Annotated in this window: 24 protein-coding genes; 8 read left to right on the plus strand and 16 right to left on the minus strand. The window is 68.5% G+C overall.

Annotated elements, in window-relative coordinates:
- Positions 1–453: 453 nt before the first annotated feature.
- The 4 genes from ABIB15_RS08370 to ABIB15_RS08385 form a co-directional block, all read right to left on the minus strand.
- Positions 454–1,296 (minus strand): anti-sigma factor, encoded by an 843-nt coding sequence (locus ABIB15_RS08370; RefSeq protein WP_354476859.1) that lies wholly within the window; start codon positions 1,294–1,296, stop codon positions 454–456.
- The gene (locus ABIB15_RS08375; protein ID WP_354477132.1) at positions 1,286–1,906 is read right to left on the minus strand and encodes an RNA polymerase sigma factor; all 621 of its coding nucleotides are present in this window, start codon (positions 1,904–1,906) and stop codon (positions 1,286–1,288) included. The genes ABIB15_RS08370 and ABIB15_RS08375 overlap by 11 nt, the downstream gene beginning before the upstream one ends.
- A 78-nt stretch (positions 1,907–1,984) precedes the next feature.
- A complete protein-coding gene (locus tag ABIB15_RS08380; RefSeq protein WP_354476861.1) occupies positions 1,985–2,617 on the minus strand; it encodes a class F sortase in 633 nt (210 codons plus the stop codon).
- A gap of 43 nt (positions 2,618–2,660) precedes the next feature.
- A complete protein-coding gene (locus ABIB15_RS08385) occupies positions 2,661–3,491 on the minus strand; it encodes a DUF4397 domain-containing protein (protein WP_354476863.1) in 831 nt (276 codons plus the stop codon).
- A gap of 159 nt (positions 3,492–3,650) precedes the next feature.
- On the opposite strand from ABIB15_RS08385, the gene ABIB15_RS08390 reads away from it, so the two are divergent.
- From ABIB15_RS08390 to ABIB15_RS08400, 3 genes are read left to right on the plus strand one after another with little or no spacing between them, the layout of a single operon-like run.
- Complete coding sequence (locus ABIB15_RS08390) at positions 3,651–4,553, plus strand: VOC family protein (protein WP_354476865.1); 903 nt, start codon at positions 3,651–3,653, stop codon at positions 4,551–4,553.
- Entirely contained in the window at positions 4,550–5,281 is a 732-nt protein-coding gene (locus tag ABIB15_RS08395) for an SGNH/GDSL hydrolase family protein (RefSeq protein WP_354476867.1), read from the plus strand. Before ABIB15_RS08390 ends, ABIB15_RS08395 begins: the two co-directional genes overlap by 4 nt.
- Before the next feature lie 30 nt (positions 5,282–5,311).
- Positions 5,312–5,944, plus strand: coding sequence for a nucleoside/nucleotide kinase family protein (locus tag ABIB15_RS08400; RefSeq protein WP_354476868.1), 633 nt, complete (start codon positions 5,312–5,314; stop codon positions 5,942–5,944).
- 21 nt (positions 5,945–5,965) lie between these two features.
- On the opposite strand, the gene ABIB15_RS08405 is transcribed toward ABIB15_RS08400, so the two are convergent.
- The gene (locus ABIB15_RS08405; RefSeq protein ID WP_354476870.1) at positions 5,966–7,138 is read right to left on the minus strand and encodes an AI-2E family transporter; all 1,173 of its coding nucleotides are present in this window, start codon (positions 7,136–7,138) and stop codon (positions 5,966–5,968) included.
- Between the two features lie 140 nt (positions 7,139–7,278).
- On the opposite strand from ABIB15_RS08405, the gene purS reads away from it, so the two are divergent.
- Positions 7,279–7,581 carry a phosphoribosylformylglycinamidine synthase subunit PurS gene (purS, locus tag ABIB15_RS08410; protein WP_354477135.1) on the plus strand — a complete coding sequence of 101 codons (303 nt, stop codon included), beginning with the start codon at positions 7,279–7,281 and terminating at the stop codon, positions 7,579–7,581.
- Positions 7,581–8,276: a phosphoribosylformylglycinamidine synthase subunit PurQ gene (purQ, locus tag ABIB15_RS08415; RefSeq protein ID WP_354476872.1), complete on the plus strand. Its 696-nt coding sequence runs from the start codon at positions 7,581–7,583 to the stop codon at positions 8,274–8,276. The genes purS and purQ overlap by 1 nt, the downstream gene beginning before the upstream one ends.
- 279 nt (positions 8,277–8,555) lie before the next feature.
- On the opposite strand, the gene ABIB15_RS08420 is transcribed toward purQ, so the two are convergent.
- From ABIB15_RS08420 to ABIB15_RS08430, 3 genes are all read right to left on the minus strand, one after another.
- Positions 8,556–9,863 (minus strand): MFS transporter, encoded by a 1,308-nt coding sequence (locus ABIB15_RS08420; protein ID WP_354476874.1) that lies wholly within the window; start codon positions 9,861–9,863, stop codon positions 8,556–8,558.
- A gap of 268 nt (positions 9,864–10,131) precedes the next feature.
- Complete coding sequence (locus ABIB15_RS08425) at positions 10,132–11,610, minus strand: catalase (protein WP_354476876.1); 1,479 nt, start codon at positions 11,608–11,610, stop codon at positions 10,132–10,134.
- 51 nt (positions 11,611–11,661) lie between these two features.
- Positions 11,662–12,132, minus strand: coding sequence for a Fur family transcriptional regulator (locus ABIB15_RS08430; RefSeq protein ID WP_354476878.1), 471 nt, complete (start codon positions 12,130–12,132; stop codon positions 11,662–11,664).
- A gap of 42 nt (positions 12,133–12,174) precedes the next feature.
- Between ABIB15_RS08430 and purL the strand changes: the two genes are divergently transcribed.
- Positions 12,175–14,553 (plus strand): phosphoribosylformylglycinamidine synthase subunit PurL, encoded by a 2,379-nt coding sequence (gene purL, locus ABIB15_RS08435; protein ID WP_502908928.1) that lies wholly within the window; start codon positions 12,175–12,177, stop codon positions 14,551–14,553.
- Between the two features lie 312 nt (positions 14,554–14,865).
- On the opposite strand, the gene ABIB15_RS08440 is transcribed toward purL, so the two are convergent.
- The 8 genes from ABIB15_RS08440 to ABIB15_RS08475 form a co-directional block, all read right to left on the minus strand.
- The gene (locus ABIB15_RS08440; protein WP_354476882.1) at positions 14,866–15,192 is read right to left on the minus strand and encodes a chorismate mutase; all 327 of its coding nucleotides are present in this window, start codon (positions 15,190–15,192) and stop codon (positions 14,866–14,868) included.
- 59 nt (positions 15,193–15,251) lie between these two features.
- Complete coding sequence (locus ABIB15_RS08445) at positions 15,252–16,031, minus strand: amino acid ABC transporter ATP-binding protein (RefSeq protein ID WP_354476884.1); 780 nt, start codon at positions 16,029–16,031, stop codon at positions 15,252–15,254.
- Positions 16,018–16,677 carry an amino acid ABC transporter permease gene (locus ABIB15_RS08450; protein ID WP_354476886.1) on the minus strand — a complete coding sequence of 220 codons (660 nt, stop codon included), beginning with the start codon at positions 16,675–16,677 and terminating at the stop codon, positions 16,018–16,020. Before ABIB15_RS08450 ends, ABIB15_RS08445 begins: the two co-directional genes overlap by 14 nt.
- Positions 16,678–16,726: 49 nt before the next feature.
- Positions 16,727–17,545: an amino acid ABC transporter substrate-binding protein gene (locus tag ABIB15_RS08455; RefSeq protein ID WP_354477138.1), complete on the minus strand. Its 819-nt coding sequence runs from the start codon at positions 17,543–17,545 to the stop codon at positions 16,727–16,729.
- 90 nt (positions 17,546–17,635) lie between these two features.
- Positions 17,636–18,298 carry a GNAT family N-acetyltransferase gene (locus tag ABIB15_RS08460; protein WP_354476888.1) on the minus strand — a complete coding sequence of 221 codons (663 nt, stop codon included), beginning with the start codon at positions 18,296–18,298 and terminating at the stop codon, positions 17,636–17,638.
- A gap of 123 nt (positions 18,299–18,421) precedes the next feature.
- Positions 18,422–20,944, minus strand: a complete 2,523-nt coding sequence (locus ABIB15_RS08465) for an ExeM/NucH family extracellular endonuclease (RefSeq protein WP_354476889.1) — start codon at positions 20,942–20,944, stop codon at positions 18,422–18,424.
- A 140-nt stretch (positions 20,945–21,084) separates the two neighbouring features.
- A complete protein-coding gene (locus ABIB15_RS08470; protein WP_354476890.1) occupies positions 21,085–22,371 on the minus strand; it encodes an adenylosuccinate synthase in 1,287 nt (428 codons plus the stop codon).
- Positions 22,372–22,460: 89 nt separating this feature from the next.
- On the minus strand, positions 22,461–23,510 hold the full coding sequence (locus tag ABIB15_RS08475) for an NADP-dependent oxidoreductase (protein WP_354476892.1): 1,050 nt from the start codon (positions 23,508–23,510) through the stop codon (positions 22,461–22,463).
- A gap of 53 nt (positions 23,511–23,563) precedes the next feature.
- Here ABIB15_RS08475 and ABIB15_RS08480 point away from each other — a divergent pair, with 53 nt between their 5' ends.
- Both ABIB15_RS08480 and ABIB15_RS08485 read left to right on the plus strand, forming a co-directional pair.
- The gene (locus ABIB15_RS08480) at positions 23,564–24,226 is read left to right on the plus strand and encodes a TetR/AcrR family transcriptional regulator (protein WP_354476894.1); all 663 of its coding nucleotides are present in this window, start codon (positions 23,564–23,566) and stop codon (positions 24,224–24,226) included.
- Positions 24,223–24,432 (plus strand): hypothetical protein, encoded by a 210-nt coding sequence (locus tag ABIB15_RS08485; protein ID WP_354476896.1) that lies wholly within the window; start codon positions 24,223–24,225, stop codon positions 24,430–24,432. Before ABIB15_RS08480 ends, ABIB15_RS08485 begins: the two co-directional genes overlap by 4 nt.
- The last annotated feature ends 6 nt before the right edge of the window (positions 24,433–24,438 follow it).

Raw genomic sequence — 24,438 nt, forward strand, 5'->3', positions numbered from 1 at the left:
GCGAGCATCGACCCGACACGCACACCCAGACGCGGCGGCAAACTGCCCACACCGACACTGACGTAACCCAGGTGCACGGCTGGGCCGGGCAGGGCAGGGCCGGACAGCGCGTGGCGCGGGGCCGAGGAACGCAGGTTCGACACGGTCGCCGCGCGACCCTCGCGACCCGCGCGACCAGCACGGCCCGCACGACGAGCGCGACCAGCGCGACCAGCGCGACCAGCGCGACCAGCGCGATCAGCAAAATCGCCTACCTGCCCACAACGAACGCCGCCGGCCGACCTGCACACCAGGCCGCCGCATCCATCCCTGCCGTCCTTCTTCCGGAGCGACAGCGACCGCAACCCGCGGCCTCACCGGACAACCCGGGCAGGTTTCGACCAGCGCGACCCACCCGACAGGCGCGACGCGCAGCACCAGCCGCGCGACCTGCTCGGCCCGCGGAAACCGGCCTCAGGACTCGAGTGTTCCCCGCACGATCGAGTTGCCCGAATGGTCGGGGTTGCCGTCGAGGGGTTCGTCGGAGACGTCCACGAGCGGATAGTCCTCGAGGTCGATGCCCTCGGGGATCACGAAGCGGCCGCCCTCCCCCTCAAGCACGCCGATGCTCACGAGGGCCGACAGGTCCTCGGAGATCAGCCACACCTCGCGGTACCCGTCGACGTCTGCCTCAGTCGCCATCGTCACGACGACGTTGCGTTCGCCGTCGCCGGACACCTCGACCACCGCCTCGCCCGTCGCACCCGCCCAGTCGGGGAGTGCATCGAGCTCCGCCGCGGCGAGAACCTCGGCCGACGGCCCCTGCTGCAGACCGGCGGTGATGGCGATCCCCCCGACAATGACGACGACGGCCGCCGCCGCAGCCAATGGAATCCACGGCCCGCGCTTCCCCGCACCCCGGTGTCGATTCACGCGCTCGGTTGAGCCGGTGAGGGGCGGCTCGTCGGATGCGCGCGGAACCGCGTGCAGTGCGGGCGCGTCGGGCGCGGATGCTGGCTCCGCTGCGCTCGCAGTGGCCTGGGCCGCAGCATCCGCCCGACGAATCGACTCGGGAACGACGTCGGCCGCGAGGCCGAGGTCCGCGCTGATCCGGCTCCACACGTCGGCGCTGGGAGCCTCGGCGAAGCCGCCAGGGGTTCCGGCGCGCGCGAGGTCAACAACGCGACGCAGCTCGACCACGTCCCGCCCGCATTGTTCACAGGATGCGACGTGCTGCGCATCGGCGTCGGGCACGGTCTCGCCCATCGCCAGCAGAGCGAGCACATCGGGGTCACTGTGGTTCAGTTCACTGTTCATCGTCATTCACCTCCAATCGTGTTCGGAGCCGATCAAGACTACGACGGATATGACTTTTGACGGTGCCGAGGGGCATGTCCAACCGGGCAGCGACCTGGGCATGGGTGAGGTTGTCGTAGAACGCCAGATGCATGACCTTGCGTGGGGCTTCGGGAAGCAGTGCGAGCTCATCGGCGATGACGAGCCGGTCGGCGACATCGTCCGACCAATCGGCCACATCGTCGTCCAATGTCGCGATGACCGCCTCACGGTTGCGGCGGTCGCGGGCCGACTTCGCATGCGCGTCGGCGATGGTGTTTTTCGCGATTCCGACGAGCCACGCGGCCAGCCGCGCGCGCGTCGGGTCGAACGTGTGCCGCCCTATCCACGCCGAAACGTAGACCTTCTGGGTGACGTCCTCCGCCTCGGTCGCGTCGCCGAGGGAGCGGAGGGCCATCCCGTACACAAGCCGCGCCCATCTCTCGTACATCTCCGCAAGCGCACGTTCGCTGCCCGCCACGAACTCAGCGGTCAGCGACGCTTGGTCGTCGTCCTGCAGCAAATCAGTCACGGGGGTCCTGGCGGCTGGTCGATACTGGGCCGGCACCACGATCGAGGTGGTGCTCTCCATCACGGTATCTCCAAATGGCCGATAGACGCCATTCGCTCAGGAGCAGTGCCCGGCAGCGTGACGAGGGCCGCGAACATGTCACTTACCGGCCGGTATGGCGGTGAGGATGATGTTGTCGATGTAGTGACCGGTGCTCGAGTCGAACTCGCCGCCACAGGTCACGAGGGTGAGCCGCGGATCACCGGCCCGGTCGAACACTTCCGCCATCGGAGCGTCGATCTTGCCGACCGACCGCACCTCGGTCACCACGTAGTCGACGGTCGAGCCGTCGCTGCCCGCCACCGAGATGGTGCTCCCCGGCGAGGCGTCCTTCAGCCGACTAAAGGGGCCGATGCCGTCGTGCCGGGAATCGACGTGCGCCGCGATGACGGTGGCTCCGGAGTCGTTGGCAACGCCCGGGCCGAACTTGTACCAGCCGGCATCCGACGCGTTGTCGGGCAAGGCCATGGCGCCGTCGCCGTCGAGGCCCATGGCGTCGATCCGCATGTCGATGTCGAGTTGGGGGATGGACAGCCGCACCGGGGCGACCGTTGCGGCGGCCTGCGTGCTGCCGATGCTCGCATCCCTGGTTGCGATCTCCGGAACGGTTGCCGATGACGATGACGACGGCGACGGCTCCGGCTCCGGTGCCGGTGAGGCGACGGGCGCCTCGGCGGCAGCACAGCCAGCGAGCAGGGGAAGGGCCAGAACAAGGAGTAGTGCTGATCTCATTCCGACCCCTCCGATGCTTTTCATTGTGTGCAGATCCGGTTGCCTAGCGGCGCGCGGCGGTGCGACGGGTGACGAACAGCGCGCCAGCGGCGAGGAGCAGGCCGAACGCTCCGAGGCCGATCCACGTGGTGGACGCCGAGTCGGCTGCTGCTGCAGCGCCGGTCTGGCCCGCGGGGATTCCGGCCGGCGGGGTGTGGAGCCCGTCGATCGTCTGGATCGCGAGTGCGAGCGTGTCGTCCTCGAGGCTGCCGTAGGCGTAGACGATGGTGTTCACGCCTTCCGCGACGTCGACATCGGCCGGGCCGAGCAGAGCCGGCTCGGTGGTGCCGGCGGCGACGACGGATGCCGGAACGACGCCCGCGGGCAGGTTCAGGATCTCCTCGTTGGGGTTCTCGAGGCCCTCGATGACGGGCGTGTCGCCCGCGAGGATGTCGACCGCGGGTGCCGCAGCCACGTGGCGCACGGTAAGGCGGCCTTCACCGGCGGCGGTTGCCGAGATGTCATTCGTGAAGAACCCGGCTGCCGGCTCGCCCGCCTCATCGAGGTGCGCAACGGCTGTGTAGTTGCCGTTCGTCGCGAGCGGCAGGTCGATCGGGCCGAGGACGACCTGGTCGGTGGCCGACGTCGCGTTCGCCGCGGTGATCGCGACGGAATAGGTCGCGGGAGCGAGCATCAGCGGGTCGGTGAGGGTGCCCGGCGCGAAGTCGTCGAGGGTGAGGTCACCGTTCACCCATACGTCAACGGTGACTCCGGGGATGCCGTGGAGCACCGAGAGCTGCGCGTCGCCTTCGGCGGCGGCGGCGGACAGGGGCACCGCGAGTGCTGCGATGAAGACTGCTCCGGCTGCTCCGCCGGCTGCGAGACGTGATTTCACGATGTTCTCCTAACTTGAGCCCGCGTGGGGCGGTGGGATTCGGACTTACATGAACTACTTCCACCCCAAGCCCCGATTTGGATGCACTCGAATGAAAGAATCTGGGGGAACGTGACGACGCCCCGAAATATTGCCTGGTCCCCCGCGGTTGAGCAGGGCATGACAACGGATCACCTGCTCGCCGCCGACACCAGAATGGGCACCGTCACGCTGCTCGTCTCCGACCTCGATGCGATGACGCGCTGGTATCGCGACGCGGTGCTGCTCGACGTGATCTCCGCGGCCGGTTCGACGGTCGCGCTTGGCCGCGGGGCCACTCCTCTCGTCGTGCTCGAGCATGCGCCCGACCTGACCCACGCATCACAGCGCTCGGCGGGACTGTTCCACACCGCCATCCTGTTCCCGACGAGGGCGAGCCTCGCGGCATCCGTCTACTCCATCGCGACCGCCACGCCCGGGGCATTCACCGGCAGCGCCGACCATCTCGTGAGCGAGGCCTTCTACTTCGACGACCCCGAGGGCAATGGGGTCGAGCTGTATTTCGACCGTGCCCGCTCCGACTGGAACTGGACCGACGGGCAGATCCAGATGGCGACCCTGCCCCTCGACCCGAACGCGTACCTGCGCGCGAACCTCGGCGAGGGAGCATCCGCCGGGGCCGACATCGCCCGTGCCGGGATTCCCGCGGACGACGCGCCCGCCGCGGTCACCACCGTCGGCCATGTGCACCTCCGGGTCGGCGACGTCGCCACCGCGCGCGAGTTCTACGTCGACCGGCTCGGCTTCGAGGCGACCGCGCAGTTCGGCGACCAAGCGCTGTTCGTGAGCGCGGGCGGATACCACCACCACATGGCCATGAACACGTGGAACAGTCGCGGCGCGGCCCCGCGCACGAGAGCGCTCGGGCTCGGGGTTGTGAACATCGTGGTGCCGGATACCGACGGACTCGGCGCCCTCGAGGAGCGGCTCACGCGGTTCGGGCACGAGGTCGGCCACGACGGGCAGACGCTCAGCTTCGACGACCCGTGGCGCAACCTCATCAGGGTAACCTCGGCGACGTGAAGCCCTTTCAGTTCACCCGCCTGGCGGCGCTCCCCCTCGCGCCAGTGCTCGTGACGCAGGCGCGGCAACTGCGCAGGGACACCCCGCGGCTTCCGGATGCTGCGCTGCCGTGGACCGGATCCCACCAGGGCCCCGACCCGCTGCGCCTCCTCGTGCTGGGCGACTCGACCGCCGCCGGCGTCGGTGCCAAAACCCAGGACGAGGCGCTGCCGGGCTGGATCGCTCACGAGATCGCCGAGCGCTGGCGGCGGGGCACCACATGGCGCGCGATCGGTGAGAACGGCGCGACCGCGAGAGACGTGCTCGACCGGTTCGTCGGCGCGGCAGCATCCGTTCCCTTCGACCTCGCACTGTTGACCATCGGCGCGAACGACGCGCTCGGCCTGCGCTCCCGCGCGGCGTTCACCCGCGATGTGCGGGCGATCGTGCTGGCCCTGCGTGCGGCGTCGCCCGGTGCCGCGGTGCTCGTGTCGCTCATGCCCCGGTTCGACCGCTTCGCACTACTGCCCGAGCCGCTGCGTGCGACCCTCGCCCGGCACGCCGGGAGCCTCGACATGGGCGCGCGCCTGGCCGTGCGCGACCTGGAGGGTGTTGTCGCGATTCCGACGCCGCCACCGTATGTCGAGGGCTTCTTCGCGAGCGACGAGTTCCACCCGAGCTCGCTCGGCTACCGGTTGTGGGCACAGTTCGTGTTCGACTCCGCACCCGGGCTGGACTTCAGGCGGTAAGCCGCGGCGCTCACCCGGCAGACTGGTGCCATGGCGATCCTGCGCAGCATCGATGAGATCTCAAGCGTCGTCACTGCGGGCACCCCGCGGACCGCGCGCACCATCGTCGGCATCGTCGGATCCCCGGGCGCGGGCAAGTCCACCGTGGGCGAGGCACTCGTCGCGAGGCTGAACGCCCGCTTCGCGAGCGCCCAGCTCGTGTCGATGGACGGGTTCCACCTTCCGCAGTCCCGGCTCGTCGAGCTCGGCCGGCGAGACCGCATGGGCGCCCCGGACACCTTCGACATCGACGGCTTCGTGGCGCTGCTCGAGCGACTCCGTGCCGACGCGGGCCCGGTCGCTGCTCCGGGCTTCGACCGCGACTGGGAGGAGGCCACGCCCGGCACCGTCCCGATCGCCGACGACCGCCGCGTCATCATCGTCGAAGGCAACTATCTGCTCCATGATCGGGACGGCTGGCAGCGTGTCGCGCCGCTGCTCGACCTGGCCCTGTTCGTGGGGGTCGAGCGTGACATCCGCCTGGCCCGGCTGATCGCGCGGCACGAGCGGTACGGCAAGTCGGCGGCGGACGCTGCGGCCTGGGCGCTCGGCCCCGACGAGGCCAATGCGCAGCTGATCGAGCGCACCGCTGCGCGGGCCGATCACGAGGTCCGGCTGGCCTGACGCCGGTGGGCGCCGGGCGACTCACCTCGCGTCGAGTGCGCGCGAGCCCCTCTTCGCCGCGGCCGCGGGCTGGCGCTCCCTCACGCGGGCGAGATCCGTGGCCGTCAGCGGCTCGTTCCACGACTTGATGATCGCCCAGGCGACTGCGGCGATCGGAACCGACAGCAGGGTGCCGACGATGCCGCCGAGAATGGTGCCGGCGGTCAGCGCGAGCAGCACGACGAGCGAGTACAGCTTGATGGTCTTGCCGAGCACGACGGGCTGCAGGAAGTTGCCCTCGAGCTGGTTGACCGCGATCACCACGACGAGAACCCAGATCGCGGCCGTCACGTCCACGGTCACGAGCGCGACGAGCGCCGCGATGACGCCCGAGAGCGTTGCACCGACGATCGGGATGAACGCGCCGATGAAGACGATGACGGCGAGCGGCAGCGCGAGTGGCACCTGCAGGATCACGAGTGCGAGCCCGATGAAGAAGGCGTCGACGAAGGCGACGATCGCGGTGCCGCGCACGTACCCGCCGAGCGTCTCGACAGCGCGCGAGCCCGCGCGCTCCGCCTTCACATGCTTGACCGGGGTCAGCGGCTTGATCAGGAACGCCCAAATCATCGGTCCGTCCTTGGTGAAGAAGAACAGAACGAAAAGTCCCAGCACGATGCCGGTGATGACCTCGATCACCGTCGACACCCCGGCGAGGGCGCCCGATCCGAACTGGCTGCTCGTCGCGAAGTCGATGATCGCCTCGCGGGCGTCGTCGATCTGCTGCTGGTCGATCGGCAGGGGCCCATCCTCGATGAACGCGATGATCTCGTCGATTCCAGTGCTGACGGATTTCGTCAACTCGTCGAACTGCGACTGCACCCCGACGACCGCGACCGTGACGATGCCACCGAACGCCGAGACACCGAGCAGCAGCGCGACGACGGCGGCGACGACGCGCGGCATCCATTTCGCGAGCAGCGCGACGAGCGGGCTCAGCGCCGATGCGAGAATCAGCGCGATGATCACCGGGATCGCAACAAGCTTGAGCTGAATAAACGAGTACACCGCCGCGATGGACAGCACGAGCAGCAGCAGAACCTGGGCGGCCCGGATCGCGGCCCTCCCGAGCGAGTCGCTCCAGAGCCGCGTGGGCGCGCTCGTGAGCGCGGCTGTCGCATCCTCAATCTGGATGCTCCGTGATTTCCTGAACATTCCGCCCCTCTCGGTCAGGTCTTGACATTACCCGTTGAGGCCCGCGCCACGTGGTAGGCGGCCCCACAGCATCCGGATTCGGCACCGGCGACGCGGTAGACTTGGGTTTCCAATTCCCACGAATGCCTCTGGAGTCATCGGTGCCCACAATCGTCGTCGAGGTCATGCCCAAGGCCGTTCTGCTCGATCCCCAGGGCAAGGCCGTCGCCGGCGCCCTGCACCGTCTCGGCAGATCGCGCTTCACCGACGTGCGGCTCGGCAAGCGTTTCGAGATCGCCTTCGAGGGGGATGCCGATGAGGCCGCCCTCGCCGAGGTGCGCGAGCTCGCCGAGACGATGCTCTCCAACTCCGTCATCGAAGACGTCGTGAGCGTGCACTTCATCGGATCCGGGTCGCAGACCGACGGCGCCCACGTGGCCGGAACGCCCATCGAGGCATCCTGATGCGCATCGGCGTCGTCACCTTTCCCGGAAGCCTCGACGACAGGGACGCCCAGCGTGCCGTCCGGCTCGCCGGTGCCACCCCCGTCGCCCTCTGGCACGGCGAGCACGACCTGCACGGCGTCGACGCCATCGTGCTGCCCGGCGGCTTCAGCTATGGCGACTACCTGCGCGCGGGCGCGATCGCGAGCCTCTCGCCGATCATGGCCGAGGTCATCGCGGCCGCTAATCGCGGCGTGCCGGTGCTCGGAATCTGCAACGGCTTCCAGATGCTCGCCGAGGCGCACCTGCTCCCGGGCGGCCTGATCCGCAACGACCACGGCACGTTCATCTGCCGCGACCAGAAGCTGCGGGTGGAGAACACCTCCACCGCGTGGACGAACGGCTACGCGCCCGGCACCGAGATCACCATCCCGCTGAAGAACGGCGAGGGCGGATTCGTGGCGGATGCCGAGACGATCGCCCGCCTCGAGGGTGAGGGGCACGTCGCCTTCCGCTACCTCGGAGTGAACCCGAACGGCTCGATCAACGACATCGCCGGCGTCACGAACGCCCGCGGCAACGTCGTGGGCCTCATGCCGCATCCGGAGCACGCGATCGAGGAGGGCTTCGGGCCCGACACGGATGCCGCGATGCGCTCGGGCACCGACGGCCTGACAATCTTCACCTCCGCGATCGCGGCGCTCGCGGCGATCTGAAAGCAGCCGCCCTTCGCAGTCCTGTCATCATTCAGGAGTTGAAGGTGTGAGCAACCAGTTCACCGGACCGTCGTCGCGCCGGTCGCTGTCATCATTCAGGAGTGACTGGCTGGCGACCACCGAGTGGGCGCAACAATGCTGCGTTTCTCGCGGAATCGGTGTGGCGGGAGGGGTCGGATGCTCGAAATCCCAGCATCCGCACGCCGACCCGGCCGTCACTCCTGAATGACGAAAGGCGTCACCCGGCTGTCACTCCTGAATGATGAAAGGACGGGCGAACTACTCCGCGAGTTGATCCACCGCCACCTTCTGCGTCGGTACCCGTGCAACGAGGCCCGCCCCCACGATGACCGAGAGCACGAGCACTCCTGCCGCCCACGCGAGGCCCGAGTAGCCGATGAGCGCGAGCACGGGACCGGCGAGCGCCCCGCCCCCGGCCCCCGACAGGCTCATGATGAGGTCGGTGCGCCCCTGGATTCGGGCACGGGCAGGACCGGTCACGAGATCGGCGACGAGCGCAGAACCCGAGACGGTCGCGGCACTCCAGCCGAGGCCCAGGAAGATGAGCCCCATCGTCACGAGCGTCGGGCTCTCGGCACCCACCGCCACCGCCACGAGCGCGACGATGAACATCGCCTGCCCGATCAGGATCGTTCGGATGCGCCCGCCGCGGTCGCTGAGCCAGCCGAACAGCGGCGACAGCGCGTACATGCCAGCGATATGAAGGCTGATGGTCAGGCCCACGATGGTGAGCGACGACCCCATGTTCGTCAGGTGAACCGGCGTCATCGACATGACCGAGACCATGACGGCGTGACTGATGGCGATGGCGCCGATCGCGAAAACGAGCAGGGTGCGGGAGCGGGCGGCGGCGGATGCGAGGGCCTGCGCCTCCGACGGCGTGTGCGGCTCGGCGGGGCCGTTGAGTTCGGCCGCGGCCGAGTCGGCGTGGTCCTGCGCGCGCTGCACGTCCCGGCTCACCAGGTACGGGTCGGGACGCAGCCCGGTGAGGTACACGACCGCCGCGGCGACCTGTGCGAGCACGGCGATCGCGAACGACCCGGTGAGCGGCGGCATGCCGAACGCGTCGGCCACGAGCTCGCCGGGCCCGAACAGGTTCGGGCCGAGGACCGCGCCGATCGTCGTCGACCAGACCACGAGGGAGAGGTCCCGTCCGCGCCGTTCGGGGCTCGCGACATCCGTCGCCGCGAACCGGGACTGCAGGTTCACCGCGGTGCCGACGCCGAGCAGGCCGAAGCCGATGAGCAGCAGCGGGAAGCTCTCGAACGCGGCCGCGATCACCGTGATGACCGCGCCGGCCGCGGAGGCCAGCACGCCCGTGGCGAGTGCGGGTCGGCGGCCGAGGCGCTGGGCGAGGCGGGCCAGCGGGATCGCGGCGGCCGCGGCCCCGAGGGTCGAGAGCGTCGCGGCCGAGCCCGACCAGGCATCCGATCCGGAGATCTGCGCGGCCAGCACCGCGCCGATCGCGAGGGTCGAGCCGATGCCGATTCCGCCGAGGATCTGCCCGGCGACGAGAACGCGCACCGTGCGGCGCTGCAGCGCGACGAGGTCGGTAACGGCGGTCATGATCGGGCGGCGGGGTGGGCGGGAATGGTCACTATTCACTCTCGCACGTGCGGGACGGATGCGCAGCCGGTTTCGGGAGGTGATGCTCTCGGCGCAGCGGGGTTTCGACACGGCCGAGGGCGGCCTGCTCAACCGGCAGAGACATCAGTCGCGCGCACGCTGGTCACTCCCGCGGGTGCGGCTCAGCCGCGGGCGTGAACAACACCCGCATCAGTCGGCAGAGGGCCCGCCGCAGACGCGACGGGGGCGGGCCCTCTGACCACTGCGGCTACCGGGCGTCGACCGCGACCGGAGCGGTCAGGTTCGCCCGCAGGCTGGCCCCGAGCTCCGCGTCGACATTGGTCCAGTACTGGATCGCACGCTCGCGGATGCCGGCATCGACGACTCCGCCGACCGCACCGCTGATCGTGTCGAGGAAGCGCGCCTTGGCCTCGGCGTCGAACACGTCGCGGTACAGCGTTCCGGCCTGGCCGAAGTCGTCGTCCTCGGCGTGCAGCGCCGCGGCGGAGCGCATCAGCTCGCCGTCGTTCTCGAACGATCCGGCTCCTGCGGCCGCAGCATCCGCCACCGCACCGCCGCGCGAGTTCGGCGCGTAGACGGGCTCCGAGGCGGGCTTGAAGCCGTGCCTCGTCGCGCCGTCCTGGGCGTAGGAGTTCACGGGCGAGATGGGCGCATTGACCGGCACCTCGGCGTAGTTCGCGCCGACGCGGTAGCGCTGGGCGTCCGGGTAGGAGAACACGCGGGCCATGAGCATCTTGTCCGGGCTGATGTCGACGCCGGGCACGGTGTTCGCGGGCGAGAACGCGGCCTGCTCGATCTGCGCGAAGAAGTTCTCCGGGTTGCGGTCGAGCGTGTAGGTGCCGACCTTGATCAGCGGGTAGTCGGCGTGCGACCAGACCTTGGTGAGGTCGAACGGGTTGAAGCGGTAGTTCTTCGCCTCCTCGTACGGCATGACCTGCACGTGCATGTCCCAGGAGGGGAAGTCGCCAGCGTCGATGGCGTCGGACAGGTCGCGGCGGTAGAAGTCCGCGTCGGCGCCCGCGATGAGCTCGGCCTCGGCCCCGCCCATCTCGACGTTGCCTTGGTTGGACGTGAAGTGGTACTTAACCCAGAAACGCTCGCCCCCGGCGTTGATCCACTGGAAGGTGTGCGACCCGAAGCCGGGCATCTCGCGCCACGAACGCGGCAGGCCGCGGTCGCCCATGAGGTAGGTCACCTGGTGCGAGGACTCGGGCGAGAGCGACCAGAAGTCCCACTGCATGTCAGGGTCGCGCAGCCCGGTGCCGGGCAGGCGCTTCTGCGAGTGGATGAAGTCGGGGAACTTGATGCCGTCGCGGATGAAGAAGACCGGGGTGTTGTTTCCGACGATGTCGTAGTTGCCCTCGGTCGTGTAGAACTTCAGCGAGAAGCCGCGCACGTCGCGCCAGGTGTCGGGGCTGCCCTGCTCGCCGGCGACGCTCGAGAAGCGCTGCAGCATCTCGGTGGTGGTGCCGGGCTGCAGGAACGCCGCGCGGGTGAACCGCGAGATGTCTTCGGTCACGACGAAGTGGCCGAACGCTCCGCCACCCTTGGCGTGAACGACCCGCTCCGGGATGCGCTCGCGGTTGAACTGCGCGAGCTTCTCGACCAGGTAGCGGTCGTGCAGCGCCGCGACGCCGTTCGTTCCGACGGTGAGCGAGTGGTCGTCGCTCGCGACCGGGGTGCCGGTCTGCGTGGTGGTGGCACGGGCGGTGGTGTCCTCTGACATGAATGTCCTAACTGTGGTGGTGGGGCAGAGTGGAAGAGGGAGTGGGCGGGGCTACCGCACGGGCGGGGCGGATGCTGCTCGCGCAGCTCCCGCACGCGCCTGGCACCTCGGGCAGAGACCCCAGAAGGTGACCTCGGCGGCCTCGATGACGAAGCCGTGGCTGGCTGACGGGGCCAGGCATGGGGCCGCGCCGTGCACGCAGTCGATGTCTTCGACGGCCTTGCACGAGGTGCAGACGACGTGGTGGTGGTTGTCGCCGATCCGACGCTCGTACAGGGCGGACGACGTCGCCGGTTCGATGCGGCGCAGAATGCCCGCGGTCGTGAGGGCACCGAGCACGCCGTAGACGGCCTGCAGCGAGGTGCCAGGCAGTTCACGGCGAACGGCTGCGAACAGGGAGTCGGCGTCGGAGTGCGGGGCACGCTCGACCGCCAGCAGAACGGCCAGCCGCGGCGCGGTGACCTTGAGCCCGGCATCCCGCAGCAGCTCTCTCGGAGCGGGGGAAATGTGGGTCGAAGTCATCTCTGCCAGTCAACCACTTGTTTTGAGTAAACCAAAATTAGGATGCTACGCGCCCCCAGTAGAATCGGCAGGTACGGCACCCACCGATCTAGGAGTCCTGTCCACGTGAGCGCAGCCGCAAACACCCCCACACGTCCCGCCCCCGACTCCGTCGCGAACGCCGAGGCCACCCCCGACAAGGAGCAGCCCTATGGCGCGCTCGGCCTCAAGCCCGACGAGTACGCGGCGATCCGCGAGATCCTCGGCCGGCGCCCGACGAGCGGCGAGCTCGCGATGTACTCGGTCATGTGGAGCGAGCACTGCTCCTACAAGAGCTCGAAGAACTACCTGCGCCAGTTCGGCTCGAAGACGACCGAGAAGATGCGCAAGAACCTGATGGTCGGCATGGGCGAGAACGCTGGCGTAGTCGACGTGGGCGAGGGCTGGGCAGTGACGTTCAAGATCGAGTCGCACAACCACCCGTCGTACATTGAGCCGTTCCAGGGCGCGGCGACCGGCGTCGGCGGCATCGTGCGCGACATCATCTCGATGGGCGCCCGCCCGGTCGCGGTGATGGATGCGCTGCGCTTCGGCGCGATCGACTCCCCCGACACGGCGCGCGTCGTGCACGGCGTCGTCTCGGGCATCAGCTTCTACGGCAACTGCCTCGGCCTGCCGAACATCGGCGGCGAGACCTACTTCGACTCGGTCTACCAGGCCAACCCGCTCGTCAACGCCCTCGCGGTCGGGGTGCTGCGACACGAGGACCTGCACCTCGCCAACGCGCGCGGCGTCGGCAACAAGGTCGTCCTCTTCGGTGCCCGCACCGGCGCGGACGGCATCGGCGGAGCATCCATCCTCGCCTCCGACTCGTTCTCCGAGGGCGGCCCGACCAAGCGCCCCGCGGTGCAGGTCGGCGACCCGTTCGCCGAGAAGGTGCTCATCGAGTGCTGCCTCGAGCTGTTCGCGGGCAAGCTCGTCGAGGGGATTCAAGACCTTGGCGCCGCCGGCATCTCCTGCGCCACCTCGGAGCTGGCGTCCAACGGCGACGGCGGCATGTTCGTCGAGCTCGACAACGTGCTGCTGCGCGACCCGTCGCTCACCGCCGAGGAGATCCTCATGTCGGAGAGCCAGGAGCGCATGATGGCGATCGTCACACCGGAGAAGCTCGAGGGCTTCCTCGCGGTGACTGCGAAGTGGGACGTCGAGACCAGCGTGCTCGGCGAGGTCACCGACACCGGGCGCCTGATCATCAACTGGCGCGGCGAGGAGATCGTCAACGTCCTGCCGCGCACGGTCGCCGTCGACGGCCCCGTCTACGACCGCCCGGTCGCGTACCCGGCCTGGATCGACGCGCTGCAGGCCGACACGGCATCCGCTCTCCCCCGCCCGACGACTCCCGACGAGCTGCGCTCGCAGTTCCTCGCCCTGCTCGGCAGCGCGAACCTCGCCGACAAGAGCTGGATCACAGGCCAATACGACCGGTACGTGATGGGCAACACGGCCCTGTCGTTCCCGGACGACGGCGGAATGGTGCGCGTCGACGAGGAGTCGGGCCTCGGCTTCGCGGTCGCGACCGACGCCAACGGACGCTACTGCCAGCTCGACCCGTACCAGGGCGCCCGGCTCGCGCTCGCCGAGGCGTTCCGCAATGTGGCCGTCACCGGCGCAACCCCGGTCGCCGTCTCGGACTGCCTCAACTTCGGCAGCCCGGAGAACCCCGAGGTCATGTGGCAGTTCTCGAAGGCCGTGGAGGGGCTGGCGGACGGATGCATGGAGCTCGAGATTCCCGTCACCGGCGGCAACGTCTCGTTCTACAACCAGACCGGCGACGTGCCGATCCATCCGACGCCCGTTGTCGCGGTGCTCGGGGTGATCGACGATGTCGGCCGCCGCATTCCCTCTGGGTGGCAGGACGAGGGCGACAACATCTACCTGCTCGGCACCACCTCGCTCGAGCTCGACGGCTCGGCCTGGGCCGGCGTCATCCACGACCACCTCGGCGGACGCCCGCCCGCGGTCGACCTCGCCGCGGAAATGAACCTCGCCGCGCTGATCCAGGCCGGCGGTGCGGGCAGCCTCATCGCCTCAGCGCACGACCTCGCCGACGGCGGACTCGGCCAGGCCCTCGCCGAGGCCGTGATGCGCTTTGGAGTCGGTGCCCGCGTGTGGCTCACCGAGATCGAGTCGCGCGACGGAGTAGACACCGCCACGGCGCTGTTCAGCGAGTCGACCGGCCGCGTGATCGTATCGGTGCCGCGCGAGGACGACGTGAAGTTCCAGGGACTGTGCGAGGGGCGCGGCTATCCGGTGCTTCGCATCGGCGTGACCGACAAGTCGGGCGAGCTTGAGGTGCAGGACCACTTCACCGTGTCGATGGAGCAGTTGCGCGCGGTGCACACGGCGACGATGGCAGAGCACTTCGGGGCGCTGCTCGGCTGAGGCCCCGGCTGCCGGCCGCTGCGCTGCTGGCTTCCATTATTCAGGAGTGATGGGGCGGTGATTCCGCATCTGCGGCATCCTGAATCAAAAACTGCCGTAAATGCGGCTAGTTTCACCGGTCAGTCGCTGCCGCGCCCGTCAACTCCTGAATGATGAAAGGGATGCTGAGGGCTGGCTTTCATTATTCAGGAGTGGCTGAAAGCCAACGCCGCAAATGCGGTCAGCCGAGGCCGTCACCGCCGCATTTGCAGAAGCAGGGCTCCGCCTCACCGTCAGTTCAGCCACCAACTCCTGAATAATGAAAGAGAAGCTTCAGGGGCGGTGGATGTCAATCGAACCGGTGCCGGCGATCTCCTCGTGATGGTGGATGACCTCCGCAACGATGAAGTTCAGAAACTTCTCGGCGAAGGCCGGGTCGAGCCGCGACTCCTCGGCGAGCGCCCGCAGCCTCGCGATCTGCACCGCTTCGCGGGCGGGGTCGGATGCTGGAAGCCCGGCGGTCGCCTTGAGCCAGCCGACCTCCTGGGTGAACTTGAACCGCTCCGCGAGCAGGTGCACGAGGGCCGCGTCGATGTTGTCGATGCTGCGGCGCAGGCTCTGGAGCTTCTCGGCGCTGTCGAAGGTTCCCGGATCCGTCATGGGTCAAATCTAGGGCACGGCCCCCAGCCGCCGCGAACGGCGGGGTCGCCTCGCGCCACTCAGAATGGGAACAGCAACCGGTTCAAGAACTGCTTCGTGCGCTCCTGGGTCGGCGCCGTGAACAGCCGCTCGGGAGCACCTCGCTCGACGATGACCCCGCCGTCGAGGAAGAGCACCTCGTCGGCGACCTGGCGGGCGAAAACGAGCTCGTGCGTGACGATGACCATCGTCCAGCCCTCGTCGGCAAGCTCCTTCATGACGGTGAGCACATCGCCGACGAGCTCGGGGTCGAGCGACGATGTGGGCTCATCGAACAGCAGGAGTTGCGGGCGCAGCGCGACGGCGCGCACAATGCCGACCCGCTGCTGCTGACCGCCAGACAACTCGAACGGGTACGCGTCGCGCTTGTCGCCGAGGCCGACCCGCTCGAGCAGCGCCAGGGCCTCCGCCTCGGCATCCGCCCGCGCCCGCTTCTGCACCACGATCGGGCCCTCAGTGACGTTCTGGAGCACCGTCAGGTGCGGGAACAGGTTGTAGTGCTGGAACACCATCGCCGAGCGGTCACGCAGGGCGAGCCGCTTCCCTACCGGCACGGGCAGACCGAAGTCGATCTCGACCTCCCCGCCGGCCACCGAGATGGTTCCGGCGTCGGGCTGCTCAAGACCGTTGAGCGAGCGCAGCACCGTCGTCTTACCCGATCCGGACGGACCGATCAGCACGAGCACCTTGCCGGCATGAAGGGTGAAGTCGATCGAGCGCAGCACCTCGTGGTCGCCGAACGACTTGGCGAGCCCGCTCACCTCGAGCAGCGGAGCGGATGCTGGTTCAGTGGGCGACATAGCGGTCGAGCCTCTTCTCGATTCGGGCCTGCGCGGTCGACAGCACCAGGCTGAACACCCAGTAGACCAGTGCCGCTTCCATGTAGATCATGACGAACTCCTGGCTGAACGCGGCGATCTTCTGCGCCTCGCGGAAGAGCTCGGTCACGAGGATGAGCGACGCGAGCGAGGTGTCCTTGACGAGGCTGATGAACGTGTTCGACAGCGGGGGCACCGACACCCGCGCGGCCTGCGGCAGGATGATCCTCCGCAGCGTGGTCGTGCGAGACATGCCGATCGTGTGCCCGGCCTCCCACTGCCCCTTCGGCACCGACAGGATCGCGGCCCGGATCACCTCGGCCGCGTAGCCTCCCACGTTGAGCGAGAAGGCGATCACGGCGCTCGGCCAGGGGTCGATCAGGAGGCCGAGCGACGGCAGCCAGTAGAAGATCACGAACAGCTGCACGAGCAGCGGGGTGCCGCGGATGACCGAGACGTAGAACCGGGCGAGCGCCGACAGCACGCGAATGCCGGAGATGCGGGCGAGCGCGACGAGGAGCGCGATCGCGAGGCCGATCGCGAACGACGCGATCGACAGCGGAATAGTGCCGAGCAGGCCGCCGCGCACGATGGGCCAGAGCGAGGCCCAAAAAAGTTCCCAGTCCATTCAGCGGTTTCTCTTGCGATCGATCCGCGCGTTGCCGCGGAACCCCAACCTACTCGCTGACGTCCGAGCCGAAGTAGCTCTCCGAGATAGCGGCGAGCGTGCCGTCGGCCCGCAGCTCGGCGAGCGCCTCGTTGATCGCGGCGGCGAGGTCGTCGCTGCCCTTGGGCAGCGCGAAGGCGTTGAGCGAGGCGTCGTCGGTCTCGTCGACGATCTTCAGCCCGGTGTCGCCCTCGGTCTTCTCGAAGTCGAGGAAGGTGAGCTCATCGTTGACGGTCGCGTCGACGCGGCCCTGGCTCAACAGCTCGGCGGCCTGCGCCCAGCCCTCGACGGCCTCCACCGTGGCGCCGTAGCCCACAGCGACCTCGTACCAGTTGCTCGTGAGCGACTGCGCGCTCGAGAATCCGCTGAGGTCGTCGAAGGAGGCGATCTCGGTGTTCGAGTCCGCGACAATGAGCACGCCCGGCGACACCGTGTACGGCTCGCTCATCGTGTAGGCGGCCTCACGCTCGTCGTTGATGGAGACCTGGTTGGCAATGATGTCGAAGCGTCCGGACTGGAGGCCGGCGAAGATCGCGTCCCACTGGGTCTCTTCGAAGCTGACCTCGACGCCGAGCTTCTCGGCGACGGCCGTGACGACCTCGATGTCGTAGCCGGTGAGCGCGCCGGATCCGCCCTCGTGGTAGCTGAACGGGCGGTAGGTTCCCTCGGTGCCGACGACGAGCTCGCCGCGCTCCTGCACCTCGGCGAGCGTGAGCCCGTCGGATGCCTCGGCACCGGCATCCGGTGCACCGCTCGCCCCGGTCGAGCAGGCGGCGAGGGAGACGGCGATGGCGGCGGCGCCGACGGCGGAGAGGAGCTTCTTACGCAGGGGGAATCCTTGATGAGTCACTAGGGCTATAACCGGCGGCAGTGCGCGGTATTCCGCTGTCCGAGGATCGTATCCGAATGAGTCGTCGTGTTACGGATGCTGCGGAGCCGCGGTCGGCATGCTCCGGTAGAGCACCGGGCGGCCCTCGTGCGCGGCGAGCCTCTCCTCGAGCAGGGCGCGCACGTGCGGCCAGTCATCGATGACGATCGAGAACACCGCGCTGTCGCGCCACGAGCCGTCCGCGCGTGGAAGGTGCCGGCGGGCGATGCCCTCGAACGTCGCGCCGAGCCGGGAGATTGCCGCACGGGAGCGCTCATTGATGGCATCGGCGAGGATCTGGATGCGCCCGAAGCCGTGCCCGAATGCGAGCCCGAGCAGCAGGTACTTCGCCTCGGCGTTCACCGCGGTGCCCCACACGCGCGGGTCGTACGCGGTCCAGCCGATGTGTGCGAACTCCCGCTCCGGCGCGAAATCCGACAGGGTCGTCGTGCCGACGAGCTCGCCGTCGTGTGGCCCGCCGACGACGGAGACCCCGTAGACGTTGCCGTTGTCCCAGTCGTAGTAGGTCTCCGCCCACTCGAGGAAGCCAGCCTCCGTGTCGCGGTAGCCGGCCGGTCCGCCGCCGTAGCCGCTCGCGAAGACGATCGGATGCCCGATGGCCGCGAAGAGGGCGGGCAGGTGGGCGCGCGTCATCGGCTCGAGGCGAATGAATCGCCCCTCGAGCACGGAGGGCAGGGGCCGTTGCGCGGTCATCAGTGAATTCTCCCACCCTGGCGTCCGGCACCGAGCATCCGCCACCGCCGCACCACGCCGGGAACAGCGGCAGGGCCGCCGACCCGAACGTCGACGGCCCTGCGCGTGTCGCTGCGACTCGGTTTACTTGACCGGCTTGACCGGCTTGACCGGCTTGACCGGCTTGATCGGCTTCGGTCGGTCGATCGCGAGCCCGACGAGGATCGGGTCGTGGTCGGAGGACCGGAACGCGTCCGGAGCGTAGAAGAGCGTCGCGTTGTAGTTGTAGCGGCTGTACTCCAGCGCAATCGACTCGACCGAGTTGATGTTCCAGATGTCGACATCGGTGACGCTCGCCGCCGCCTCCGCGTTCGCGAAGACGTGGTCGAGTGATCCGATCGCGCCGTCGAACGAGTAGGTTTCCTCGCCCGTCGTCGAACCGAGGTCGACGTATCCGGCCTCGATGAGCACGTCGATCGGGTCTTCCTTGAGGTAGGCGTTGAAGTCGCCACCGAGCAGAACGCGCTCGATGCCGGTCGACACCTTCAGCGACTCGGCGAAGTCGACGAGCGAGACCGCCTGGCGAACGCGCGATCCGTTCGACGCACCCTGTCCATCGCCCGCGTCCACGTCGCCGGCTCCGGTTCCGGAGCCCTTCGACTTGAAGTGGTTGACGATCGCGATGAACTCGCTGCCGCCACCGGCCGTCGCGAGCCGGAACGCCTGGGCGAGGGGCTCGCGCGCGTTGATGAAGGCAACCTGGTCGTCGAGGATGACCGACTCCCCGATCGGCTTGACCGTCGAGCGCTTGTAGATGAACGCCGTGCGGATGACATCCTCATCGGTCGGAACCGCGAGGGGTGACGGCACGAAGGTCCACGTTCCGGCGCCGGCCGCCGCGTTGAGCGCGTCGGTGAGGTCGGAGAGCGCCTGGTCGCGATTCTTGCCGAACGCCGCCGAGTTCTCGATTTCCTGCAGACCGACGACGTCGGCATCCAGAGCGTTGATCGCGGTGACGATCTTCGCCTGCTGGCGCTGCAGATCCTCTTCTTCCGCGGCGCCGCGCGCGGCGCATCCGCGATTCACCGTGACGGGGTCACCCGTGCGGTCGCTGAAGTAGGTGCAGCCGATCAGCTCGTCGCCCGTGGTGGAGAAGTAGTTGAGCACGTTGACGGTGGCGAAGGTGATGTCGCCGCCGACGTTCTCGGGCGCGGCGGTGCGCGTGTTCTCGAAGGTCGCGGGCTGCACCGTCGCCGCGTTGTCGACGGTCAGCTGCTGCGTCGGCTGGAAGCTCCAGGCGCTGAAGCGGTAGTCGAGCACGACGGGGGTGACGAACGTCACCGCTGCGCCGATGCGCACCGGGTTCTCCAGCGACAGGTACGGGAGCGGGATGCCCTTGTTCGCGGTGCTGTTGAAGTTGGTCGTCGATCCGTCATCGAGCGTGACGGCTGCGGCCTGGTTCGCTGCGAGCATCGCGGCGTACTCGGCGCTGCCGGGCTCGACGACCGAGGTGGGCTGCACGAGGGGCTTGTCGCCGGCGGTGAGGACGACCGAACCGAAGAAGTTCGTGTCGTAGTTGTCGGTGACGGTGTAGTCGCCCGCCGGAGCCAGCAGCATGCCCTCAAGCGATTCGCGCTGCACGGCGTCGGAGGTGAGCGCGACGTTGGCCGGAACGGGCGCCACGAAGGGCTCGCTCAGCACGGTGAGTCCGCCGGCGGGCACGGAGAGCTGGGTAAGCCCGAAGAACTCGTCCACCTCGCCCGTGACCCCGACGTAGCTGCCGATGGTCGCCTGCGCGACGGTGGCCGGGGAGTAGACGAAGATGCCGTCGGATGCTGCGCCGAGCGTCGTGCCGGTGCCCGCGGTCTGGAGGTAGTAGCCGTTGTAGCCTCCGGTCGGGAAGCTCGCCGTGACGACACCGCTGGTCTTTGCGATCGTGCCGTCGAATGCGCTTGCTGCGCCGGTGCCCTGGATCTCGGCGATCGTGCGGGTCGTGGGGACGGGCGGTTCCGGGTCCGGACCGCCACCGGTGCCGGCCGCGTTGGTCGGGGTCGGGGCTGCGGTGGTGAAGTCGGCGGAGTTGACGTCGGTGTCGACGCCGTTGGTGCGGTTGAGCGAGAGGATGACGGATGCCGCGGTCGCGCGGGTCGTCTCGAAGGTATTGGAAGTCCCGTAGCCGAGCAGGTCGGCAATGGCGGGATCGTTGAGGATCGACCCCGTGGGCGGCGCGGTGAGGGTCGCAGTGCCGTTTACGAGGAAGAGGGTTCCGCCCCCGGCCGCCACATTGATGGCGCTGGCGACGAGGTCCGGGGTGGGCAGCTCGGCACTGGGGGTGTTGTTGGAGCCGCCCTGAATCAGGTAATAGCCACCCGCAGCGATCGAGCCGGTGAGTGCCACATTGGAGCTGGGGTTCGCTGTTGCGGTCGCTGCCCGATACTGGATCGAGAGACCGGAGAGGCTGATCGCGGCGTCCGTCGGGTTGTACAGCTCGACGAACTTGCGGGTGTACGTCGCGCCGGCGCTGCCGCCGTTGAGGTAGGCCTCATTGATGACGACGCCGGTGCCGGCCGTGTTGGCGATGGCGGGGGCTGCGGCCAGGGGTGTGGCTACGAGGGCAAATCCGAGGAGGGCGGCCAGGCCCATTCTCGATCGCTTGTGAACAGGCATGTAACAGGTTCCTCCATCGGTCGACACGGACGCGTGAGATCTCACCTAAGACAGCAAATGTGTCTCCGAGGTAAATTTACGTCGCCTGTCGCCCAAACGGGGGGTAATCGTTACAAAGTTTTCATTTTTGGCTCGCGGGCTCAGTCGAGCAGGTCGTGCCTCACGATGATCGCGTCGCGGCCGGGCCCGACGCCGATCGCGGAGATGCGCGATCCGCTCATCGCCTCGACCGCGAGCACGTAGGACTGCGCGTTGACGGGGAGATCCTCGAAGCGACGGATGCCGGTGAGGTCGTCGGTCCAGCCCGGGAACTCCTCGTAAATCGGCACGGCGTGGTGGAAGTCCGACTGTGAGACCGGCACCTCCTCGACGCGCACGCCGTCGACGTCGTAGGCGACGCAGACGGGAATGGTGGCGAGCCCGGTGAGCACGTCGAGCTTGGTCATCACGAAGTCGGTCACCCCGTTGATGCGGGCCGAGTAGCGCGCAATCGGGGCGTCGTACCAGCCGGTTCGGCGGGGCCGCCCGGTGGTGGTGCCGAATTCGAATCCGGCCGACCGCAGGAACTCGCCCGATTCATCGAACAGCTCGGTGGGGAACGGGCCGGCGCCCACGCGGGTCGTGTAGGCCTTGACGATGCCGATGACGCGCTCGATGCGGCCCGGGCCGATGCCCGACCCGGTGGAGGCGCCGCCCGCGGTCGAGTTGCTCGAGGTGACGAACGGATAGGTGCCGTGGTCGACGTCGAGCATCGTGGCCTGGCCCCCCTCGAACAGCACGATCTTGCCGTCGTCGAGCGCGCGATTGAGCTCGAGGGCGGTGTCGCCCACCATCGGGCGCAGGCGCTCCGCATAGGAGAGCAGGTTCTCGACGATCTCATCGACCATGATCGCGCGACGGTTGTAGACCTTCACGAGCAGGTGGTTCTTCTGATCGAGGGCCGCCTCGACCTTCTGCCGCAGGATGTTCTCGTCGAACAGGTCTTGGATGCGCAGGCCAACGCGGTTGATCTTGTCCGCGTAGGCGGGTCCGATGCCGCGGCCGGTCGTGCCGATCTGCTTCTTGCCGAGGAAACGCTCGGTGACCTTGTCGAGGGTGCGGTGGTACTGCGTGATGATGTGGGCGTTGGCGCTCACCCGCAGCTTCGAGACATCCACCCCCCGCGCGGTCAGCGCCTCGAGCTCGTCGAAGAGCACCTCGATATCGATGACGACACCGTTCGAGATGACCGGGATGACCCCGTCGGTGAGGATGCCGGACGGCAGCAGATGCAGCGCGTACTTCTGGTTGCCGATCACGACCGTGTGGCCGGCATTGTTGCCGCCGTTGAACTTGACGACGTAGTCGATGCGACTGCCGAGCAGGTCGGTGGCCTTGCCCTTGCCCTCGTCGCCCCACTGGGCTCCGATGATCACGATTGCTGGCACGAGGGATCCCTTTCGAAGAGATGAACTGGGGATTACACCTCAGTCTACCGGCGGGGCCACTCGGACCCCGCCGGAGGCATCCACGGGGGTTACATGCCGGTGCGCACGACCATTTTTCCGGTGTTCTCGCCACGCAGCAGGCCGAAGAACGCCTCGATCGCGTTGTCGATGCCGTCGACGACCGTCTCGTCGGAGACCATCTCTCCGGATGCGAGCAGCGGGCCGACCTCGGCGGCGAACGCGGGCGCGTGCTGCTGGTAGTTGCCGATCGTGAATCCCTCGAGCCGCAGCCCCTTCGTTGTGATCATCGACAGGTTGCGCGGGCCGGATGGGGCTCGCGTCTCGTTGTACATCGAGATCGCGCCGCACATCGCCGCCCGGCCGCCGTCGTTGAACGAGTACAGCGCCGCCTCGAGGTGCTCCCCGCCGACGTTGTCGAAGTAGACGTCGATGCCGTCGGGGGCGGCGGCCGCCAGCTGCCCGGCGACGTCGCCGTTCTTGTAGTTGAACGCCGCGTCGAAGCCGTACTTGCCGGTCAGCAGCGCCACCTTCTCGTCCGAGCCCGCGCTGCCGATCACACGCTTCGCGCCGCGCAGTCGGGCGAGCTGGCCGACGGCCGACCCGACGGCGCCGGCAGCGCCCGACACGAACACGGTGTCGCCCGGCTTCATGTTCGCGATCACCAGCAGGCCGACCCACGCGGTCAGGCTCGTCATGCCGAGGGCGCCGAGGAAGGCCGACGACGACACTCCGGGCAGCTCCGTCGTGGGGGTGAACGCCGCGGCGTCGGCCTGGGCGAGATCTCGCCAGCCGAGGAAGTGGCGCACGAGGTCGCCGGCTGCGAGCGTGTCGGAGCGGGACTCGACGACGCGGCCGACCGCACCGCCGGTCATGGTCTCGCCGAGCACGTACGGCGGGGTGTACGACGTGACGTCATTCATGCGTCCGCGCATGTAGGGGTCGACGGAGACGAACTCGTTGCGCACGCGCACCTCGCCGTCGGCGAGCTGCGGCAGCTCGATCGCGGCGAGTCGGAAGTCGTCGGCGACGGGCCAACCGGAGGGGCGCCGGATCAGCTGCCACCCGCGGCTCATGGTCGGGACGAACGAGACGGGGGCCTGCTGGTTCGTGGGGGTCATCCCGTGAGCCTATTATCTTGCACATTGTTGTGCAAGATCGCTAGGCTTCGATGATGTCATCCGTCTCCCGCCCCGCTCCTCGACAGGTCCGGCGCGATGCGCTGCTCAACCGGCTGTCCATCCTGCAGGCGGCCGTGAGCGTGCTGTGTGTCGACCCCGACGCCGGGATGGATGCGATCGCCGCGGAGGCGGGCCTGACCCGCCGCACCGTCTACGGACACTTCCCGACGCGCGACCACCTCATTGAGGAGATTCTGGCCACCGGAGCGACTCGCATCGCGGCAAGCCTGCTGCCCCTCGACGACACGGACCCGCGCGCGGCCATCGCCACGATCGGCTCGCGCCTGTGGGGTGAGGTCTCGCACGTGCGTGCCACCGCGGTGCTGGCGGTGCGCGGCCCATACAGCGCGCGCATCGCCGAGGTGCTGCGGCCGTTGCGCGAGGTGCTGGAGCGCGTCGTGACGGCGGGCGTCGCATCCGGATCCTTCCGCCAGGACGTGCCGGGCGCGATCCTTGCGCGGCTCATCGAGGGCGCCGCACTCAACGTGCTCGATGAGGCGACCCGCCTCGGGCTCACCTCGGCCGAGGGCCACCGGCTCGTCGTCATCACAACGCTGTCGTGTGCCGGGCTCGGCTGGGAGGATGCCGCTCGCTACGTCGGCACTCCCCCGCCCGGCGACGCAGCCAGCGGAGGAGAATGGGAGAATCGGGCATGACCTCGAGCCAGAACCAGCCCAGCCGATTCCGCATCGTCGCCCCGTGGATCGTGGGCGGGGCGGCGAGCGTGCTCGCCTTCTTCTACGCGATCCGCCTCGCCCGCGACCCGTCCGAGGCGGTCTCATGGTTCGGGTTAGTCTGCTTCGCCATCGCCGCTGCGGGCAGCATCTACACGATCGTCGCGGAGCGCCGCTCCCGCCGATAACACTCC

The organism is Marisediminicola sp. UYEF4 (genome assembly GCF_040546025.1).
Taxonomy (GTDB): domain Bacteria; phylum Actinomycetota; class Actinomycetes; order Actinomycetales; family Microbacteriaceae; genus Marisediminicola.

Excerpts from the sequence above, each read along its gene's own strand:
- ABIB15_RS08450 (WP_354476886.1), bottom strand. The coding sequence starts at position 16,677 with ATGGACTGGGAACTTTTTTGGGCCTCGCTCTGGCCCATCGTGCGCGGC.
- ABIB15_RS08480 (WP_354476894.1), top strand. The coding sequence starts at position 23,564 with ATGTCATCCGTCTCCCGCCCCGCTCCTCGACAGGTCCGGCGCGATGCG.
- ABIB15_RS08430 (WP_354476878.1), bottom strand. The coding sequence starts at position 12,132 with ATGACTTCGACCCACATTTCCCCCGCTCCGAGAGAGCTGCTGCGGGAT.
- ABIB15_RS08390 (WP_354476865.1), top strand. The coding sequence starts at position 3,651 with ATGACAACGGATCACCTGCTCGCCGCCGACACCAGAATGGGCACCGTC.
- ABIB15_RS08370 (WP_354476859.1), bottom strand. The coding sequence starts at position 1,296 with ATGAACAGTGAACTGAACCACAGTGACCCCGATGTGCTCGCTCTGCTG.
- ABIB15_RS08425 (WP_354476876.1), bottom strand. The coding sequence starts at position 11,610 with ATGTCAGAGGACACCACCGCCCGTGCCACCACCACGCAGACCGGCACC.
- ABIB15_RS08440 (WP_354476882.1), bottom strand. The coding sequence starts at position 15,192 with ATGACGGATCCGGGAACCTTCGACAGCGCCGAGAAGCTCCAGAGCCTG.
- ABIB15_RS08475 (WP_354476892.1), bottom strand. The coding sequence starts at position 23,510 with ATGACCCCCACGAACCAGCAGGCCCCCGTCTCGTTCGTCCCGACCATG.
- ABIB15_RS08405 (WP_354476870.1), bottom strand. The coding sequence starts at position 7,138 with ATGTTCAGGAAATCACGGAGCATCCAGATTGAGGATGCGACAGCCGCG.
- ABIB15_RS08420 (WP_354476874.1), bottom strand. The coding sequence starts at position 9,863 with ATGACCGCCGTTACCGACCTCGTCGCGCTGCAGCGCCGCACGGTGCGC.
- purQ (WP_354476872.1), top strand. The coding sequence starts at position 7,581 with ATGCGCATCGGCGTCGTCACCTTTCCCGGAAGCCTCGACGACAGGGAC.
- ABIB15_RS08460 (WP_354476888.1), bottom strand. The coding sequence starts at position 18,298 with ATGACCGCGCAACGGCCCCTGCCCTCCGTGCTCGAGGGGCGATTCATT.
- ABIB15_RS08465 (WP_354476889.1), bottom strand. The coding sequence starts at position 20,944 with ATGCCTGTTCACAAGCGATCGAGAATGGGCCTGGCCGCCCTCCTCGGA.
- ABIB15_RS08380 (WP_354476861.1), bottom strand. The coding sequence starts at position 2,617 with ATGAGATCAGCACTACTCCTTGTTCTGGCCCTTCCCCTGCTCGCTGGC.
- ABIB15_RS08445 (WP_354476884.1), bottom strand. The coding sequence starts at position 16,031 with ATGTCGCCCACTGAACCAGCATCCGCTCCGCTGCTCGAGGTGAGCGGG.
- purL (WP_502908928.1), top strand. The coding sequence starts at position 12,175 with ATGCTACGCGCCCCCAGTAGAATCGGCAGGTACGGCACCCACCGATCT.
- ABIB15_RS08375 (WP_354477132.1), bottom strand. The coding sequence starts at position 1,906 with ATGGAGAGCACCACCTCGATCGTGGTGCCGGCCCAGTATCGACCAGCC.
- ABIB15_RS08400 (WP_354476868.1), top strand. The coding sequence starts at position 5,312 with ATGGCGATCCTGCGCAGCATCGATGAGATCTCAAGCGTCGTCACTGCG.
- ABIB15_RS08485 (WP_354476896.1), top strand. The coding sequence starts at position 24,223 with ATGACCTCGAGCCAGAACCAGCCCAGCCGATTCCGCATCGTCGCCCCG.